The sequence below is a fragment of the Saccharospirillum sp. MSK14-1 genome, assembly GCF_003054965.1.
In the GTDB taxonomy this organism is placed as follows: Bacteria; Pseudomonadota; Gammaproteobacteria; order Pseudomonadales; family Natronospirillaceae; genus Saccharospirillum.
Map to the genome: position 1 here is coordinate 624,595 of NZ_MIES01000033.1, position 17,715 is coordinate 642,309.

16 protein-coding genes are annotated in these 17,715 nt (G+C 56.2%); 8 read left to right on the plus strand and 8 right to left on the minus strand.

What is annotated here, in order from left to right; genetic code table 11:
* Positions 1–6 precede the first annotated feature (6 nt).
* From BGP77_RS11870 to BGP77_RS11900, 7 genes are all read right to left on the minus strand, one after another.
* On the minus strand, positions 7–510 hold the full coding sequence (locus tag BGP77_RS11870; RefSeq protein WP_108164946.1) for a glycine cleavage system protein R: 504 nt from the start codon (positions 508–510) through the stop codon (positions 7–9).
* Positions 510–3,404, minus strand: a complete 2,895-nt coding sequence (gene gcvP, locus BGP77_RS11875) for an aminomethyl-transferring glycine dehydrogenase (protein ID WP_108164947.1) — start codon at positions 3,402–3,404, stop codon at positions 510–512. Before gcvP ends, BGP77_RS11870 begins: the two co-directional genes overlap by 1 nt.
* A 67-nt stretch (positions 3,405–3,471) precedes the next feature.
* A complete protein-coding gene (gene gcvH, locus BGP77_RS11880; protein WP_108164948.1) occupies positions 3,472–3,861 on the minus strand; it encodes a glycine cleavage system protein GcvH in 390 nt (129 codons plus the stop codon).
* A 140-nt stretch (positions 3,862–4,001) separates the two neighbouring features.
* Positions 4,002–4,223, minus strand: a complete 222-nt coding sequence (locus BGP77_RS11885) for a hypothetical protein (protein ID WP_108164949.1) — start codon at positions 4,221–4,223, stop codon at positions 4,002–4,004.
* A 107-nt stretch (positions 4,224–4,330) separates the two neighbouring features.
* Positions 4,331–4,888: a cob(I)yrinic acid a,c-diamide adenosyltransferase gene (locus tag BGP77_RS11890; RefSeq protein WP_108164950.1), complete on the minus strand. Its 558-nt coding sequence runs from the start codon at positions 4,886–4,888 to the stop codon at positions 4,331–4,333.
* A 14-nt stretch (positions 4,889–4,902) separates the two neighbouring features.
* Positions 4,903–6,579, minus strand: a complete 1,677-nt coding sequence (locus tag BGP77_RS11895; RefSeq protein WP_108164951.1) for a PAS domain-containing sensor histidine kinase — start codon at positions 6,577–6,579, stop codon at positions 4,903–4,905.
* A 21-nt stretch (positions 6,580–6,600) separates the two neighbouring features.
* Positions 6,601–7,500, minus strand: a complete 900-nt coding sequence (locus BGP77_RS11900) for a ketopantoate reductase family protein (RefSeq protein ID WP_108164952.1) — start codon at positions 7,498–7,500, stop codon at positions 6,601–6,603.
* A gap of 114 nt (positions 7,501–7,614) precedes the next feature.
* Here BGP77_RS11900 and BGP77_RS11905 point away from each other — a divergent pair, with 114 nt between their 5' ends.
* The 8 genes from BGP77_RS11905 (at position 7,615) to gspD (ending at position 16,543) form a co-directional block, all read left to right on the plus strand.
* Positions 7,615–9,480, plus strand: a complete 1,866-nt coding sequence (locus tag BGP77_RS11905) for a DUF294 nucleotidyltransferase-like domain-containing protein (RefSeq protein ID WP_108164953.1) — start codon at positions 7,615–7,617, stop codon at positions 9,478–9,480.
* Complete coding sequence (locus BGP77_RS11910; RefSeq protein WP_108164954.1) at positions 9,480–10,220, plus strand: 3'-5' exonuclease; 741 nt, start codon at positions 9,480–9,482, stop codon at positions 10,218–10,220. The genes BGP77_RS11905 and BGP77_RS11910 overlap by 1 nt, the downstream gene beginning before the upstream one ends.
* A 33-nt stretch (positions 10,221–10,253) precedes the next feature.
* A complete protein-coding gene (locus tag BGP77_RS11915) occupies positions 10,254–10,583 on the plus strand; it encodes a hypothetical protein (RefSeq protein ID WP_108164955.1) in 330 nt (109 codons plus the stop codon).
* Between the two features lie 200 nt (positions 10,584–10,783).
* The gene (groES, locus tag BGP77_RS11920; protein WP_108164956.1) at positions 10,784–11,071 is read left to right on the plus strand and encodes a co-chaperone GroES; all 288 of its coding nucleotides are present in this window, start codon (positions 10,784–10,786) and stop codon (positions 11,069–11,071) included.
* A 42-nt stretch (positions 11,072–11,113) separates the two neighbouring features.
* Positions 11,114–12,766, plus strand: coding sequence for a chaperonin GroEL (groL, locus tag BGP77_RS11925; protein ID WP_108164957.1), 1,653 nt, complete (start codon positions 11,114–11,116; stop codon positions 12,764–12,766).
* A gap of 182 nt (positions 12,767–12,948) precedes the next feature.
* Positions 12,949–13,683, plus strand: coding sequence for a type II secretion system protein N (gene gspN / locus BGP77_RS11930; protein ID WP_108164958.1), 735 nt, complete (start codon positions 12,949–12,951; stop codon positions 13,681–13,683).
* Positions 13,683–14,585 carry a type II secretion system protein N gene (locus BGP77_RS11935; protein WP_108164959.1) on the plus strand — a complete coding sequence of 301 codons (903 nt, stop codon included), beginning with the start codon at positions 13,683–13,685 and terminating at the stop codon, positions 14,583–14,585. The genes gspN and BGP77_RS11935 overlap by 1 nt, the downstream gene beginning before the upstream one ends.
* A gap of 11 nt (positions 14,586–14,596) precedes the next feature.
* Positions 14,597–16,543 (plus strand): type II secretion system secretin GspD, encoded by a 1,947-nt coding sequence (gspD, locus tag BGP77_RS11940; RefSeq protein WP_108164960.1) that lies wholly within the window; start codon positions 14,597–14,599, stop codon positions 16,541–16,543.
* A gap of 167 nt (positions 16,544–16,710) precedes the next feature.
* Here the strand turns inward: gspD and BGP77_RS11945 are convergent, their stop codons facing one another.
* Entirely contained in the window at positions 16,711–17,643 is a 933-nt protein-coding gene (locus tag BGP77_RS11945) for a DMT family transporter (RefSeq protein WP_108164961.1), read from the minus strand.
* Positions 17,644–17,715: the final 72 nt, after the last annotated feature.

The window sequence follows — 17,715 nt, forward strand, 5'->3', positions numbered from 1 at the left end:
CGATCGTCAGTCATCCAGTCGATCGACCATCAAGTCGGGAGATAAGTCTTCCAGGGCTTGGATGACGGCATCCATGGATTGGCCCGGCGTCAGGCCCAGTTCCAGTCGAGCGCGAAACAACAGGCCACCGCTCATCGATGCCGGTTCCACTTCGGTCGCCAGATCGATGACGTTAACTTGCTCGGCGGCCAAAGCACGCGTCACTTCTCGTACAATGCCGGCGCGGTCGTTGCCGATCACTTCAATCCAATGCGACTCCACAGCGTCGGCATCGCTATCACCGACTTCGATTTGTACGCTTAAGCCTTCATCGCGCAAGGCTTGCAGCGCCGTTTGCAGTTCGCCGTAATGTTCCTGTTCCAGACTGACGCGAACAATGCCGGCAAAGCGGCCGGCCATGGTGGCGAGTCGGCTTTCTTGCCAGCTGCCACCGTGACTGGCGACCACGGCGGCGATGCGTTCAACAATGCCGGGTCGATCGGCGGCCATCACACTTAAGATCAGTTCCATCAGGCATCGTCCTCTTGGTAAGCATCCGGGCTTGGGCAGGCACAAAACAGATTGCGGTCGCCCCACACCTCATCGACACGGTTGACCGTTGGCCAGAACTTGGCGTCCACCACCCAGTCCAGCGGATAAAACGCCAGATCTCTTGGGTAAGGGCGCTGCCAGTCTTCCATGAGATCGGCCTGGGTATGAGGCGCTCGTACCAGCGGGTTGTTATCGGCGGGCCATTCACCGGAACCGACTCGTTTGATTTCCTCGCGAATGGCGATCATAGCGTCAGCGAAACGGTCGAGCTCAGCCCGATTCTCACTCTCAGTCGGCTCCACCATAAAGGTGCCAGGCACCGGGAAACTCATGGTAGGTGCGTGAAAGCCATAATCCATCAGCCGTTTGGCGATATCAGCCTCGGTGATCCCGGTTTCCGCTTTGAGCGGGCGCAGGTCGAGAATGCATTCATGCGCCACGCGATTCTCGCGGCCACTGTACAAAATGGGGTAGTGCGCTTTCAGCCGCTCAGCCAGGTAGTTGGCATTGAGCAGGGCAACCTGGGTGGCTTGGCGCAAGCCTTGAGCACCGAGCAAGCGAATGTACATCCAGGAAATCGGCAAGATGGAGGCACTGCCAAAGGGCGCTGCTGAGACTGCTTGATCGGCACTTAAGTCCAGCTCAGTGGCCAGAACGTGACCAGGCAGATAAGGCGCAAGATGGCTCACAACCCCAATTGGGCCCATGCCCGGACCGCCACCACCATGTGGAATGGCAAAGGTTTTATGCAAGTTTAGGTGAGCGACATCGGCACCGATGTCGGCCGGCCGAATGACACCGACCTGTGCATTGAGGTTGGCGCCATCCATATACACCTGACCGCCGGCAGCATGAATGCGATCGCAGATGTCGCGAATGCCTTCTTCATAAACGCCGTGCGTGGACGGGTAGGTAATCATCAGACAACTTAAGCGATCGCCGGCAGCGTCAATGCGTGTTTGCAGGTCGTCCAGGTCAACGTTGCCGTCGTTATCGGTTTTCACGACCACCACCGTCAGTCCCATCATCTGCGCGGACGCTGGGTTGGTGCCGTGGGCCGATTGAGGAATCAGGCAGATATCGCGCTGCTCGTCACCCTGAGCCTGCTGGAAACGGCGAATGGCCAACAGTCCAGCGTATTCACCCTGAGCACCTGAATTAGGCTGCATACTGATGGCGTCAAAACCCGTGATGGCGCGCAGCATGGTTTCCAGCTCCTCCAACAAGGTGCGGTAACCTTTGGTCTGGGGGCGCGGTGCAAAGGGGTGGATGCGATTAAATTCTGGCCACGAGACCGGCTGCATTTCGGCGCTGGCGTTAAGTTTCATGGTGCAGGAACCCAGCGGGATCATGGCGTGAGCCAATGACAGATCACGATTTTCCAGCCGCTTCAGATAGCGCAGCATGGCGGTTTCACTGTGATGGCTGTTGAACACCGGATGGTCCAGATAGCCGGATTCGCGTTCCAGGTTCTCCGGCATAAAGGTGGTGCCCTGATCGGTAATCTGCTGATCGATTTCGGCGACCGAGAAATCATGGTCGCCCATCAGCACATCGAACAGCTCTTCGACGTCTTCGCGGCTGGTGCATTCGTTCAGGCTGATGCCGAGTTTGCCGTCGGCGTCCTGACGCAAATTGATTTGTCGCTGGGCCGCGCGCTCCAGAATCAGATCACGATTGCCCTGGGGGTCAATGGTCAGGGTATCGAAGAAGTGGCTGTTAACCAGGTGAATGCCTTTGGCCTCAAGCCCTTCGGCCAAAATACCGGTCAGTCGATGAATGCGGTGCGCAATACGGCTCAAGCCGGTTGGTCCGTGGTAAACCGCATAGAATCCAGCCATGTTGGCCAATAACACCTGTGCGGTGCAGATGTTGGAGTTGGCCTTTTCGCGGCGAATGTGTTGTTCGCGTGTTTGCAGGGCCATGCGCAGAGCGGTGCGGCCACGAGCGTCCTTGGAGACGCCGATCAAGCGGCCGGGGATGGAACGTTTGAAGTCGTCGCGGGTGGCAAAGAAGGCCGCGTGAGGTCCGCCAAATCCCAGTGGCACACCGAAGCGCTGGCTGTTGCCGAGTACGATATCAGCGCCCATTTCGCCCGGCGGTGTCAGCATCAACAGTGCCATCAGGTCGGTCGCGACCACGGCCAGTGCGTTGCACTGATGCAGTTGCTCGATCACCGGCTGAGGATCGCGAATTTCGCCGTTAGCGCCAGGGTACTGCAGCAGCGCTGCAAATACCGGCTGGTCTGCGGCGTTTTCCATCGGGCCTGTAATCACTTCGATGCCCATATAGGCAGCGCGGGTGCGAATCACATCCAGCGTTTGTGGCAGCACATTGTCATCAACGAAGAAGGTGTGAGCGGGGTTGTTCTTAACGCAACGCTTGGCCATTGCCATGGCTTCGGCCGCTGCCGTGGCTTCGTCGAGCAGTGATGCGTTGGCCAGATCCATGGCGGTGAGGTCGGTAATCGTTTGCTGGTAGTTCAACAGCGCTTCCAGCCGACCCTGAGCAATTTCCGGTTGATAAGGCGTATAGGCGGTATACCAGCCGGGGTTTTCCAGAACATTGCGTTGAATGACTGCGGGCACACGGGTGTCGTGATAACCCAGACCGATGTACGACTTAAACACCTTATTCTGGCGAGCGACGGCGTGCAGATAATCCAGCGCATCGCTTTCAGAGGTTGCCCGCTCTATGCTTAATTCGCCGGTGAGCCGTAATCCAGGTGGCAGAATTTGCTCGGTCAGTTGGTCCAGACTGGCGACGCTCAAACTGGCCAACATCTGCGCCTGTTCTGGAGGCGTCGGGCCAATGTGGCGGTGAATGAATTCGTCGTGGGCTTCGAGTTGCTCTAGCGAAAGCGGGTCGGTCATAGGGCGGCACGGTCCATGATTCACAGTGACGGGCCGGCAATATGGCCGGCCCACGGCAGGCTGAGGATCAATCCTCGGCGCACTGGTCCTGGTAGGATTCGGCGTCCATCAGATCTTTCAACTCGCCGGCGTCATTGAGTTTTACTTGGAAGAACCAGCCATCTTCATAGGGGTCTTCGTTGACCTGTTCGGGCGCTTCTTCGAGGCTTTCGTTCACCGCGACAACGGTGCCGGTTACCGGGGAGTTGACGTCCGAAGCCGCTTTAACGGATTCCACAACCGCCGCCGCTTCTCCAGCGACCACAGCCGTGCCAACTTCTGGCAGTTCGACAAAGACAACGTCGCCCAATTGTTGTTGAGCGAAGTCGGAGATGCCGATGGTAACCAGATCGTCGCCTTCGTCGCGAACCCATTCGTGGGAGGCGTGATATTTCAGATCGGCAGGCGTATTGCTCATGCGAAAACCCTTCAGTGAGTCAGTGGTGGAGTCAGTCTAGTGTCGATGCAAACGACAGACGGCAAAAACCGCCGGAATTGGCGGCTAATCTATCACGATGAGCAGGAGAGGGGCTACTGCACGGCGGCTTGCTGATGCGGTCAATGGTTGGGTGGCTGTCCGGTAATGGAGGGGCGGGTTGGAATGTAGATGCGGTCAGCCTTCATGATCCGGATCAGCATCAGCGACGACAGCATCGCGGCTTCCCCGGCCAGAGTTCGTAACTGGCCCAGATTCAGGTCGCTGCTGTTGTCGTTGCTAAAGGCATATTCAATCAGCTCGTCTTCGCTGAGAAGGTTTTTGCCCAGGATGATGGCCGCCATTCAATGACTCTCGTTATCAGGGATACTGCAAACCGTATCGACCGGCCTGCGCTAAGGTTTAGAGCTTCCTTAACGAAAGTCGGGCTGTCTGTGACGAAGTGCCCGAATTATCGCTTATGCCGGCTTTGCCAAAGGACTTCCGAACCGCCGTCAGCCCTTGCCAGTTGGCGTGAAAACACGAACAACCAGTCAGACAGGCGATTGAGGTAATGCTGTGCCAATTGATGGCCCGGTTGCTCGGAGCGATTGAACGCCACCAGCGAGCGCTCGGCGCGCCGACAGACGGTGCGAGCCAAATGCGCACGAGCGGCGGCTTCGGTACCGCCGGGCAGAATGAAGTTTTTTAACGGCGGCAGATCCGCATTGATGCGATCGATGTCGGCTTCCAGTTCGGTGACCAGCACATCGTCCAATAACTCATGGCCCGGCATGGCCAGCTCACCACCGAGGTCGAACAGGTCATGCTGTATCTGGCTCAGGCGGAGTTGCCCGGAGTGATCCGTTGGCAGTGCCTGTACTAAGAAGCCAATGGACGCGTTGAGTTCATCGATGTCGCCAATGGCGGCAATGCGCAGGCTGTCTTTGCCGATGCGTTGCGATACACCCAGACCGGTATCGCCGTCATCGCCAGTGCGGGTATAAATCTTAGATAAGCGGTGTCCCATGCTTCGATCCTGTCTCAGTGAGCGGAGGCTTCAGAGGTTTCGGTTTCCGGCAACTGCAACGGCAGTCTCAGCATAAAACGGCTGCCCTGGCCAGGTTCGGATTCAACACTCATGTGGCCGTAGTGGTGAGCGGTGATGATAAAGAAGCTTACCGACAAGCCCAAACCGGTGCCGACACCGACTTCTTTGGTGGTGAAAAACGGCTCGAACAGACGTTTGCGGGTGGCCTCGCTCATCCCGGCGCCGTTATCGCTGACTTCGATGACGCAGTCGTCGCCATCCAGATATTGGTGGATTTGAATGATGCCTTCGTCGATGTCGTTCAGCGTTTCGAAACGCTCACGGATGGCCTGGGCTGCGTTCTTCAGCAGGTTCAGTAGCACCTGTTCCAATTCGGTCATCACGCAGGGGACTTCGATTTCCGGTGCGCGAAAATCCTGATCGACGAACAGGTTGTGGTCGGTGTAGCCCGCTTTGAGGTTGTAGTCGTTCACCGCAATGTTGATGGCTTGTTCCAGCAATTGACCAATCGGGTAGGGATGCAATTGGTGGCCGCTGGCGCGGCTGAACTGGAGCATATTGGTTACGATGCGAGACGCTCGCAGCCCGGACTCCGTGATGTTGTTGAGAAAGCGGGGCACTTCGCGCGCTTGCAGATAGGCTTGGAAGCGTTCCAAGTCGAGTTCCAGCCCGGTCGCGGTTTCGCGATTTTTTTTCAGCGTCGGGTCGAGACGGCGCTGAACGTTCTGAGCGTTTTGTACAATGGCACCCAGCGGGTTGTTGATCTCATGCGCCATGCCCGCAGCCAGGCCACCGACCGACATCATCTTTTCAGTCTGTACCATCACTTCTTCGAGTCGGAATTGTTCGGTGATGTCATCAAGACGAATCACTGCACCGTGCGCTTCGGTTTGCTGCAATGGGTAGATCACCAGATTGAGCCGAACGCGTTGATCGTCGGGCAACGTCAGCTGCAGGTTATGGCGGCTTTGCAGGCTTTGTTCTGAGAGCGCTTGTTGCACCAGATCATGGTGTTCACCGAGCAATGGAAAGGCATCGGCCAGTGGCAAACCCAACGCCTGATCCGAACGTGTGCCACTGAGTCGACTGGCTTCCTGGTTCCACTGCGTAACCAGCAAGTGAGCGTCGACAGCAATCAATGTCGATGGCATCGAATTGATGATGGCGTTCAGGTAGTTCTGAAAATCGGTCAGTTTGCGTTCGATGCGCTGGCGAACCTGCACTTCAAACTCCAACTTATGCATCGTTCGCTGGGCTTCTTCGGTCATCGCTTCAGACTGTTGCAGCGCCTGGGTGGCGCGGTCGCGTTCAGCCGTCAGTTCGGTTTCGCGTTTTTCCACCCGGTCGAGCATGGCATTGAAAGCGTCCACAACTCGGCCCAGCTCGTCGGACTTGTATTTGGGTGCGCGCAGTTTGATGTCGTCGGTACTGGTAACCTGATTGGAAACACGCATCAGATCTTTCAGCGGAGCAAGAAAATAGCGACGCATGATCAGCAGCAAAACGGCCGCTGACAAAATTGAAATGGCCGTGATCAGCGCGATGACCACGACCGCATCGAGATGCCGACCGGACACCACCACCACACCAATGGCCGCACTGCTCGCTGCGGTTGTGCCCAATAACCAGGCGAGCAAACGACCAAGCAAAGACAGGTTGGAGTGAGCCATGAACAATCCTTTTGGCGGTAATCAGGTCAGCGCGGGTTGCAGACTGACTAGGCGCTGGTGCCAGTGGCTCAGTCTAGGCGTTTTGATGCCAGCTTCGTAGCCTTGGCGAACCAGATAACCATTAATAAAGTCGATTTCGTTGGCGCGGCCAGCGTCGACATCAACCCGCATCGACGAATGATTGGTGGCCGTTTGCTGTGCAACGGTCAGTACACGCTGGGCCAGATCGTCGGGCAGAGGTTGCTGGCAAGCCGTTGCAACCTCGGAAATTTCCGCACACAAGGCGTCGATCTCTGCTCGCCATTGCGACGCCAGCAATTCGCCATTGGTCAGGCTATGCCAGGCCGTGACGGGATTGATCACTGCGTTGATGGCCAGCTTCATCCACAGCGTGGACAGCACATCATCGTGCCAGTCGACCGGTATTGGGCCGGCTGGTGTGACCAGGCTTTGTCCCAGGCTGAAACTGCGGTTGCTCAGCGAGTGGGCGGCGGCCGGGCCGATCAAGGTCTGACCGGTACCACTGCGTTGCATGCGACCATCGCCAAGCGGCCGAGCGCCTTCGGTCGTGGTGCCCCAGAGCACCTGGCTGGGTAATTGATCCGCCAGCCATTGTTGCGCACCCAGGCCATTGCAGGTCAGTAGCCAGGTGGCGTGTGAGAGCGGTTCCAGCAGCGCGGTAACGGCATCCGCCACCTGATTGGCTTTGCAGCAGACCAGAACCAGGTCGATACGACGGAAGTCAGCGTCCGTTGGCCACAATTGCCAATGCAAGGGGTGCGTATTCGGCCCATCGACGAGGTCGCTGGGCAACGTCAGGTCAGGTCGGTGCGGGTAAACCCAGGGCGATAACCGCGTCTGCCATTGCCAGCACAGCAGGCTGCCAATAGCACCCGGGCCAATGAATAAGGCGTTGATCATGGCGGCATGATAGCGCGGCCCAGAGGTGAATCGCCACGTAGCGGCGCAGGGTAATTGATTTTCCGGTCAATCATTGCCAGTCTCAGCGCTCAATTGTCTGCTCCGAACAGGCCCATGGAAGTCGAACAGATCGAAATACGCGAACACCTGCGCCGTTTTGCCCCCTTCGACAGTCTGGAAGAGGTGTGGCTTGATGAAGTGGCGTGCCAAGTGGAAATTGCTTACTTCAAAGCCGGGTCCACCATTCTTGAATTTGGTCAGTCAATTGAAGACCTGCACTACATACGCAGTGGGGCGGTCGAAGTCTATCGGCGTAATGGCAACTTCTATAACCGCCAGGCCGAAGGTGAAATCTTTGGCCAGTGGGCGCTGCTGATGGGACGCCCGGTGCGGTTTCCGGTGAAGGCGATCGAAGACACTTTGATTTATTACATCAAAGCGGACCTCTTTCATCGTCTGTGGGAAGCGCAGGAAGTGTTTGCCGATTTCGTCGAAATCGATGATCCGTCGCGTTTGCGTTCCGCGGTCGTAGAGCGCGAACAAAGCAACGAATTAATGACCTCACGGCTGGATAAACTGTTGTCACGTGAAGCCGTGCGCGCGCCGATCACCGCAACGCTCGCTGAAGCAGCACGAGTGATGACCGATGAAGGGGTATCGTCTTTGGTCATTGCTTCTGACGACGAAGCTCATAACACCGTGGGCATTATTACCGATCGCGATTTGCGCACCCGGGCGCTGGCCAAAGGTTTGGGGTACGACACGCCGATCAGCGACATCATGTCGACCGATGTCATCAGCATTTCCAGCGAAGCCTTTGTGTTCGAAGCCATGTTGTTGATGCTGCGACACAACATTCATCACCTGCCCGTGCGTCGCCATAACGAAACCATTGGTGTGGTCGGGCTGTCGGACATCATTCGTTATGAGTCTCAATCGAGTCTCTACATCGTCAGCCACATTCACCATCGCCAAACCGTGGAAGAACTGGCGGAACTGGCGCCGGAAGCACAATTGGCGTTTGTGCGGATGGTGAATGAAGATGCCAACTCGCACATGGTCGGCAGCGCCATGGCGGGTATCGGCCGCAGCTTTACTCGCCGACTGCTGGAATTGGCAGAGGCGGAGTTGGGGCCGCCACCGGTGCCGTATTGCTTTCTGGCGGCCGGTTCCATGGCGCGCGACGAGCAGTTCATCATTACCGATCAGGACAATGCGCTGGTCTTGGACGATCGCTTCGATCCCAAACAACACGACGAATATTTCAAATTACTGGCAACCCGTGTCAGCGACGGGTTGGCGGCCTGCGGTTACACCTACTGCAAAGGCGGCATCATGGCGACCAACCCGCAATGGCGTCAGCCGTTGTCGGTGTGGAAGCAATATTTTACCGACTGGATTGATAAACCGGATCCGCGCGCCTTACTCAATTCATCGATCTTTTTTGATCTCGATGGCGTCTACGGCGAAACCGCCTTTGCCGAAAGCCTGAAACGATTGGTGGCCGGTCGCGCGCGGCATCGACCTTTGTTTCTGGCCGCGTTGGCGCGCAATGCGTTGAATCGAACACCGCCGCTGGGTTTTTTCCGTACCTTTGTGATGGAAAAAGACGGTGAGCACAACAATTCGATCAACTTAAAACGACGCGGCACCGCACCCTTGTCGGATGTTATCCGAGTGCATGCGCTGGCCTGTGGCTCCACCTCACAAAACTCGTTTAACCGCTTGAAAGACATTGCCGAATCGCGCGTGCTGGGTCACAGCAACGGCAACGATTTGCGCGATGCGCTGGAGTTTATTGCGGTGGTTCGCGCTCGCCATCAGGCGCTCGATATTGAAGCCGGACGCGAGCCGGACAATAACGTCGAGCCGGAGCATCTGACGCAATTCGAACGCCGTAATTTGAAAGACGCGTTCGAGGTCATCAGTAATGCGCAGAAGTTTTTGCGCATGCGTTATCAGGTGAACCGGATTAACTGATGTCGCCACCACTGCCACCACCGGGTCAACAAGTCCCATCAAACGAGCCACTGGATTGGGCGGCTCGTTTTGCGCAGCTGCGTCAAACCGCACGCGATCCACGACTGCGCGACTATTATGGCGCTGGCATGGTGAGTCCGCAGACGCCAATCAGCGACGTGCCATTTGTCGCCATGGATTTTGAGACGACCGGTCTGAATCCCCAGCGCCATGCCATCGTTAGCATCGGCATCGTGCCCTTTACCTTACAGCGCATTGCGTTGCCACGCAGTCGCCATTGGCTGGTGCAACCGCAGCTGCCGTTGTCGCGTCAGTCCGTCACGTTCCATCGCATCACCGACTCGGACCTGACTCAGGCGCCGGATGTGAGCGACATTCTCAGCGAGCTGTTGCAAGCCTTGGCGGGTCGCGTTGTGGTAGTACACCATCGTGCGATTGAACGGGGCTTTCTCGATGCGGCCTTGAAGGTTCGGTTAGGGAAGGGCATCGAGTTCCCGGTTGTCGATACCATGGCCATCGAGGCGGACCGGCACCGGACCAGTTCGCTGAGTGTGTGGCGCCGTTTGCTGGGACGGCGACCCGTGTCGATTCGTCTGGCCGACAGTCGGGAGCGTTATCATCTGCCGTACTATCCCCCGCATCATGCCTTGATGGATGCCCTGGCGTCTGCTGAGTTGCTGCAGGCACAAATAGCCCATCGATACGACCCGGATATGCCAATTGGCCATCTCTGGTTCTGACTCGGCCGGCAAGTGAGAAGGAGTAAAAAAACGATGTTGAGTCGTTGGCGAAAAGGTTTTAATCGAGGTGCGACGGCAGCGGTAACCGTCGCCTGGAGCCTGACAGTTCAGGGGCAACTGACAGCGCTCAGTCGGGTCGATGTGGACCAGTCGGGCAAGAACCCCCGCTACCTGATATACGGCACCCTCGATGTTCAAAACTATGAGTTAGAGGGGGCCCGTTTTGACGTTCCCGCCACGCTGCAGTTTCAGGGAGCCGAAGCCGACTTTGATTCCGAGCCGGAACTGAATCAGCGACTTGAGTTGCACTTCAGTGGACAAGAAACACCAGTTGGCCGGTGGATGGTCAGCCCATCACGGTAATTGATCGCTGCGTTTTCCGCCGGATTTTTGCTCATAACCGTCGATCTCACCGTTGAATGTAAAATTCCTGTCCTTCCGGGTGTTGAAATGAACAGCCCTGTCCCCATTTACCCGGAGCATTGGCATTTAGGGTTGCCCGGAAACGAGCAACCTGCCCAACAACAAAACCTCCCAACATGTGATTTTAGGAGATTGGATCCATGAAAATTCGTCCTTTGCATGATCGCGTAGTGGTACGCCGCAAGGAGCAAGAGGAAAAGACTGCCGGCGGTATCGTGCTGCCGGGTTCTGCCAAGGAAAAGCCGTCTCAAGGCGAAGTCCTGGCAGTCGGTAATGGTCGTATCCTCGACAACGGCGAAGTGAAGCCACTGGATGTGAAGGTGGGTGACACCGTTGTCTTTGGTCAGTACGCGGGTAGCACCGTCAAGATGGAAGGTGAAGAGCTGCTGATCATGACCGAAAGCGACATTTTCGGCGTTATCGAATAAGACCGTAAGTCGTTCAACGAATTGATAGGAAGGTAACTTTAAATGGCTGCAAAAGACGTTAAATTCGGTGATTCCGCCCGCCAGAAAATGCAAAAGGGCGTGAACCTGCTGGCAGATGCCGTCAAGGTAACCCTGGGCCCTAAAGGCCGCAACGTGGTTCTGGACAAGTCCTTCGGTGCGCCGACTGTGACTAAAGACGGTGTGTCTGTCGCGAAAGAAATCGAACTGGAAGACAAGTTCGAAAACATGGGCGCGCAGATGGTCAAGGAAGTTGCTTCCAAGGCCAACGACGAAGCCGGTGACGGTACCACGACCGCCACTGTACTGGCTCAGGCGTTCGTTAACGAAGGTCTGAAATCGGTTGCTGCGGGCATGAACCCGATGGACCTCAAGCGTGGTATCGACAAAGCGACCGCTGCGGTTGTTGAAGAAATCGCCAAGCTGTCCATTCCTTGTGAAGACTACAAAGCCATTGCTCAGGTCGGCACCTTGTCTGCCAACTCTGACGGCACCATCGGCCAGCTGATTGCTGATGCCATGGAAAAAGTCGGCAAAGAAGGCGTGATCACTGTCGAAGAAGGCAGCGGTTTCACCGATGAGCTGGAAGTGGTTGAAGGTATGCAGTTCGATCGTGGCTACCTGTCGCCTTACTTCATCACCAACCAGGAAACCATGTCTGCCGAGCTGGACAGCCCGTACATCCTGTTGGTTGATAAGAAAATCTCCAACATCCGCGACCTGATCCCGGTACTGGAATCCGTTTCCAAAGCCGGTCGTCCGCTGATGATCATCGCTGAAGACATTGAAGGTGAAGCGCTGGCAACTCTGGTTGTTAACAACATGCGCGGCACTGTGAAGGTCTCTGCGGCTAAAGCACCGGGCTTCGGCGATCGCCGCAAAGCCATGCTGCAGGATCTGGCGATTCTGACGGGCGGTACCGTCATTTCTGAAGAAGTCGGTCTGGACCTGGAAAGCGCCACTCTGGAACACCTGGGCAGCGCTAAGAAAGTAACGCTGACCAAAGAAAACACCACCGTTGTTGGTGGTGCTGGCGCCGATGGTGACATCAAAGCCCGCGTTGAACAGATCCGTGCTGAAATCGAGCAATCTTCTTCTGATTACGACAAAGAAAAACTGCAAGAGCGCGTTGCCAAACTGGCTGGCGGTGTTGCGGTACTGAAGGTTGGCGCTGCCACCGAAGTCGAAATGAAAGAGAAGAAAGCCCGCGTTGACGACGCCCTACACGCTACTCGCGCTGCGGTCGAAGAAGGCGTTGTTGCCGGTGGCGGTGTTGCTCTGGTTCGCGCCCTGGCAAACATCAGCAGTCTGAAAGGCGACAACGAAGAGCAAGACGCTGGTATCGCTCTGGCTCTGCGCGCCATGGAAGCTCCGCTGCGTCAGATCGTTTTCAACGCCGGTGGTGAAGCCTCTGTGGTGGTTAACGAAGTTAAGAAAGGTAAAGGCAACTTCGGTTACAACGCTGCGACTGGCGAATACGGTGACCTGATGGAACTGGGCATCATCGATCCGGCCAAAGTGACTCGTTCTGCACTGCAGGCGGCTGCTTCTGTTGCGGGTCTGATGGTAACGACCGAAGCCATGATCACCGACAAGCCTGAAGAAAATGGCGGTGCTGCTGCTGGCGGTGGCATGCCGGACATGGGTGGCATGGGCGGTATGGGCGGCATGATGTAAGTCGCTGCAACGCTCGGGCACAGTCCCAAAAAAAACCCCGGTCTGACCGGGGTTTTTTTTGCGCAAAAAATAACAATGCTTTTTCTATCGTTTGAATAAGGTGTAAAGCGATTGTTAGCCCCAGATGGCTTCCTATACACTTGACGACCGACTTTTTGCAGGGAAACAGCATTAGGTTGTCCATGACAATTAATCTGCGCCTGGTGGCGTTTTTTTTCGCGGTTTATTTTTTGGCGTTGATCGCCATGATACCGCTCAGTTGGTTGCGCCATTTTTTCGATCCGGCTTTGCAGGCTGCAGGCATTCGCGTGGAACAACTGGATGGCAGTCTCTGGTCGGGCGAAGCACGCTTGCAAGCCCCGCACATCCCCTCATTGCAGCTGGACTGGCAAGCTCAGCCACTTTATCTGCTGACTCTGCGATTGCCATACCAATGGCAGCTGTCTAATACCGCCCTCGAACTCACCGGTCGTGTGACCGTCAAACCCAGCGGTGTCCGCTTGGATGATGTCAGTGGTTATATTGATGATGTGGCCTTTGCCGACATCGCCTCGACCTACGGCGCCGACATCCAAGGGCGGCTACGCTTGTCCGATGTTGATGTGTCCGCCAGCTGGCGTGCGCAGCCGGGCGATCTTGATGGTGAGTTCAGCTGGTCGGGCGGCGCGGTCAGCGTGCCTTTTGGCAGTCGGCGAGAACAATTTGAAGTGCCACAGATGCAGGGGCTGCTGGCCAGTGATGACAATGGCTGGCAAGCCGACATTCGTGCGATGGATAACACCTCACTGATCAACGCCAGGCTGAGCCAAGAAGGCTTGGGGAGCCTGAGCGTTAAGCGCGCTTTAGCAGAACGACTGAATCTGCCCATTCCGGCAGGTCGTGAGACATTGTTTGAAATCTCACAGCAGGTGTTGTGATGGATGTAAAACAACTTTTGAAACAGATGCCTTCCTTGGGCATTAGCGCTCAACGGTGGCTGGTACCGGTTTTCGTGGGCATCAGTGCGGTCTTGGCGGCGCGTCTGACCTGGGTGATCGTCGATGCCCCCGCGCCTGTGACAATACCGAACATTGAACCGGCCTCAGCCTCTGACAGAGCGCAGGGCACTGATTTAGAAGCGCTGGGTCGTCAGTTAGCCCAGAAGCCGCTTTTTGGCGACTACGTTGCTGAATCGGAGCAGACAACTGTAGAACCGGTTGATGCACCGGAAACCCAGCTGCGGCTGGTGCTTCAGGCTGTCGTGGCACGCGATGGTGAAGGTCAGGGGTTTGCCGTTATCACGCAACGTAATGGTCAGTCGGATGTCTTTACGGTTGGCGATCAGGTGTTTGCCCAGGCGGAACTGGCGGGGGTATATGGCGATCGGGTTCTGCTCAATCGCAACGGTGAACTGGAGACGTTGCGCTATGAACGCAGCGATTCCAGCGCCACCTTGCAGCCGCTGGACCGCAACACATCCTCACAGAGCGCTAACGCCGCCCAGGTGAGTGGCCAAAGTGCGGCTATCCAGCAACAGGTCGAACAGATGGTCAGCTATGTGCGCGATCGCGCTGCATCCGACCCTCAGGGGCTGCTCAATGAAGTCGGTCTTGAAGCGTCGGAAAATGGCTATCTGGTCACGCGTCGTGCACGGCAATTGCAAATGGCTGGATTGCGGCCCGGTGATATCGTGACGGCGGTCAACGATAATCCGGTAGGCAATATGGCGCAGGATCAGGCATTGTTAAACCAGATTCTGCAAAGCGGTGGTGAGTTAAAAATAGCCATTCAACGTGGTTCGCGTACCTTCACCATTTATCAATCTATCCCCACTTTCTGATCAGAGTTGGCATGATGACAAAGGGATCTTCCGTTCACCATTTACCGATACGCTGGCTGGCCATAGTGATGATGCTGGTTGGCATGGGCCGGCCGCTCTACGCCGAAGAGCCGACCTATCAACTGAACATGCAAGACGCCGATATTCGCGATGTGATCGATATGGTTGCCCGTGTGACTGGCGAAAGTTTTATCGTAGACCCTCGGGTTCGTGGTCAGGTGACAGTGATTTCCGATCAGGAACTGAGTGCCGATGCCATCTACGAAATTTTTCTGGCGACAATTGAGGTCTATGGTTTTTCTGCCGTCGAAACGGACAACGCCATTAAGATCATTGCACAGGCCGATGTGAAATCCTCTGGTTTGCCGGTCGACAGCGACAGCAACATTCGGGGCGAGCGTCTCATCACCCGCGTCTTTCCCATCCAAAACACGTCTGCCATGGAACTGGTACCGATTCTGCGCCCTCTGGTGGCCAGCTATGGTCATCTGGCCGGGGTGAATACGGCCAATGCGCTGATCATCAGTGACCGCGCGACCAACATTGAGCGCGTCGCTGAAATCGTCGAGTTACTGGACCAGGCCGGCAGTGAGGAAATCGAAGTGGTGGCACTGGAATACGCCTGGGTTGGCAACATTATCCAGCTGCTTGAACGCATCTCACCCACCCCGGTCACCGCTGGTGATCAGAGCGGCGGCCGTAGTGGGAATCGAGGTGTGCACTTGGTGGGTGATGAACGATCTAATCGCATCATCGTGCGCGGCGAAGCTGAGGCGCGTGGTCAAATCATCGACTTGATTCGCGAGCTGGATATCGAGGCACCTGAAAACTCCTCTTCCAAGGTGATTTTCCTTAATAACGCCGATGCTGCGCGTATGGCTGAGCTGTTGACGGGCCTGGCCGGTTCCGTACAACAAGGGCAGAACCAAGGCGGGCAAGCACCGCCGTCCAGTCCGATCAGCATTCTGCCGGACGAACAACTGAATGCGCTGGTGGTGCGCGCTGAACCGTCAGTGATGAACGAAATAGAAAGCATCATTCGCCAGCTGGATGTGCGCCGGAAGCAGGTATTGATTGAAGCGGCCATTGTTGAAGTCAGTGGCGATGTCAGCGATGCCTTGGGGGTGCAGTGGGCGACCAATCCGGATCAGGTCGGTGAAGGTGTGCCTTTTGGCGCGACCAACTTCAACGAAGCCGGAGCTCCGTTGTCGGATATTGTGACGGCCGCCGCTGCCAGTAATGCTTCTGCGCTGCCGAACGGTGCCTTTATTGGCCTGGTTGACCCCAGCGGTGACACGCCCAATTTCGGCGCCATCATTCAGGCGATTGAATCGCAGTCAAACACCAATGTGCTGTCCACCCCAAGTGTGATGACGCTCGATAACAGCGAAGCCTTTATTACCGTGGGCAGTTCAGTGCCCTTCAAAACCGGTGGTAACGGTACCGACGACAATCCGTTTGTGATTGAACGTCAGGATGTGGGTACCACCTTGACGGTCATCCCGCATGTTCAGCAGGACGGGTTGGTGCGCATGGAAGTCGATCAGGTGGTGGAATCGATTTCTGGTAACAATGCCTTCGGTGCGGTGGATATCGTGACCGACAAACGCCAGGTTCAGACCGAAGTGTTGGTCGACAACGGTCGCACCATCGTCTTGGGTGGCTTGATCGACGATACCTTGATTGAACGTGAAAGCCGGGTGCCGATCCTGGGTCGAATTCCCATTCTGGGCGTCTTGTTCCGCTCCACTTCGACCGAACGTCAGAAGACCAACCTCTTGGTAGTACTGCGTCCGACTGTTGTAGAAGGCAATGGTGATGCGGTGCGTGATCGTCGTATGAGTGGCATCTGGGACATTCGCATCCAAACCATGGACAACTACGACGACTCTTACCTGCCACCAACAGTCGACGACTTGTTTGACGGTCGCCTCGATGGCGGCCGGATTCAGGAGTGAGGTGTATTTCAAAGTTTACGAATAGTGCCGTTTGTCAAAACAAAGACATAAGGATCGATGTCTTTACAGCGCGATACGGAATCGTAAGATACGCACCGTTTTGACTCTCTTGCATTAAGTTGCATTGCTGCCCGAATCATTTGGTTCGGGCTTTTTTTTTCCGCCGCTCAGACGCAATTCCCCGCCTGATGGTTGGCGGCCGCCAGTCTGGGCAAAGCGATACTCTTAAGCAGCGTAATACCAACGCCCACACTGACTACCATAATACCCGCCAAGCCCCAGACTCCCGGATATTCACCAAACATCCAGGCAGCCCAGAGCAGGGTGACCGCCGGCGTCAGATAAACCAGCGTCGATGTCCGGGTCACCCCCAGACGACGTAAGCTGGCGACAAAAAAACCATAGCCACCAAAGGTCGACAACGCGATTAACCAACCGAGTGCAGCCAGACTGCTGCCGTCAAGCGGTACAGTGGTGGAGCCGGGTTGCGCTGCGATGAGTGCCGCTGCTGTAAACAGCAAGGCAGCACCGAGTAATTGAACGGTTAAAGTGGGAAGCAAGGCGGTGCCGGTTGACCAGTGGTTTGCCAGCACGCTGCCCAGGGTGACACTGAGCATGGCCAAAAGCGGTAAACTGTAGGCCCAAACCGGTGTGCCCGGATTCAATTGCACATCGCTGGCGACACAGAGCAAAACACCGATACTGGCGATGCTCATACCAACCCAGCCCAGTTTCGACAGCTGTTCTCCCAGCCAGCGCCCTGCCAATGCAGCGGCAAGCAACGGTTGCAGCGCTGCAATCAGCGCAGTGAGGCCAGCACTGACTCCCATATCGATCGCCAGAATGACACCGAGCAAATAGCCGCCCACGGTCAGACTGCCAACGACGACTTCCTTTAACAGAGCACTCAAGGGCGAACGCTGACTGCGCAACAACAGACATCCCAGCGCGGCGAGGGCGGACGCGAACAAAAACCGCCAGGCAAACAGCGCCAGTACCGGAACGGGCGACTGAGTGGCAAGCCCGCCCCCGATAAAACCCGAACTCCAACAGATGACGAAACCAGCCGCGATCAGGGCGCTGGAAAAGGGTGTAGGCATGACGAACCTCTGAGCCAAAAAATGAGAGGCTTGAGGTTGTGCTTATAAGAGTATTAAATAAATCGAAATAAA

Bases quoted from the DNA above. Each gene is read 5' to 3' on its own strand.
- BGP77_RS11870 (WP_108164946.1), bottom strand. From the start codon at position 510: ATGGAACTGATCTTAAGTGTGATGGCCGCCGATCGACCCGGCATTGTT.
- gcvP (WP_108164947.1), bottom strand. From the start codon at position 3,404: ATGACCGACCCGCTTTCGCTAGAGCAACTCGAAGCCCACGACGAATTC.
- gcvH (WP_108164948.1), bottom strand. From the start codon at position 3,861: ATGAGCAATACGCCTGCCGATCTGAAATATCACGCCTCCCACGAATGG.
- BGP77_RS11885 (WP_108164949.1), bottom strand. From the start codon at position 4,223: ATGGCGGCCATCATCCTGGGCAAAAACCTTCTCAGCGAAGACGAGCTG.
- BGP77_RS11890 (WP_108164950.1), bottom strand. From the start codon at position 4,888: ATGGGACACCGCTTATCTAAGATTTATACCCGCACTGGCGATGACGGC.
- BGP77_RS11895 (WP_108164951.1), bottom strand. From the start codon at position 6,579: ATGGCTCACTCCAACCTGTCTTTGCTTGGTCGTTTGCTCGCCTGGTTA.
- BGP77_RS11900 (WP_108164952.1), bottom strand. From the start codon at position 7,500: ATGATCAACGCCTTATTCATTGGCCCGGGTGCTATTGGCAGCCTGCTG.
- BGP77_RS11905 (WP_108164953.1), top strand. From the start codon at position 7,615: ATGGAAGTCGAACAGATCGAAATACGCGAACACCTGCGCCGTTTTGCC.
- BGP77_RS11910 (WP_108164954.1), top strand. From the start codon at position 9,480: ATGTCGCCACCACTGCCACCACCGGGTCAACAAGTCCCATCAAACGAG.
- BGP77_RS11915 (WP_108164955.1), top strand. From the start codon at position 10,254: ATGTTGAGTCGTTGGCGAAAAGGTTTTAATCGAGGTGCGACGGCAGCG.
- groES (WP_108164956.1), top strand. From the start codon at position 10,784: ATGAAAATTCGTCCTTTGCATGATCGCGTAGTGGTACGCCGCAAGGAG.
- groL (WP_108164957.1), top strand. From the start codon at position 11,114: ATGGCTGCAAAAGACGTTAAATTCGGTGATTCCGCCCGCCAGAAAATG.
- gspN (WP_108164958.1), top strand. From the start codon at position 12,949: ATGACAATTAATCTGCGCCTGGTGGCGTTTTTTTTCGCGGTTTATTTT.
- BGP77_RS11935 (WP_108164959.1), top strand. From the start codon at position 13,683: ATGGATGTAAAACAACTTTTGAAACAGATGCCTTCCTTGGGCATTAGC.
- gspD (WP_108164960.1), top strand. From the start codon at position 14,597: ATGATGACAAAGGGATCTTCCGTTCACCATTTACCGATACGCTGGCTG.
- BGP77_RS11945 (WP_108164961.1), bottom strand. From the start codon at position 17,643: ATGCCTACACCCTTTTCCAGCGCCCTGATCGCGGCTGGTTTCGTCATC.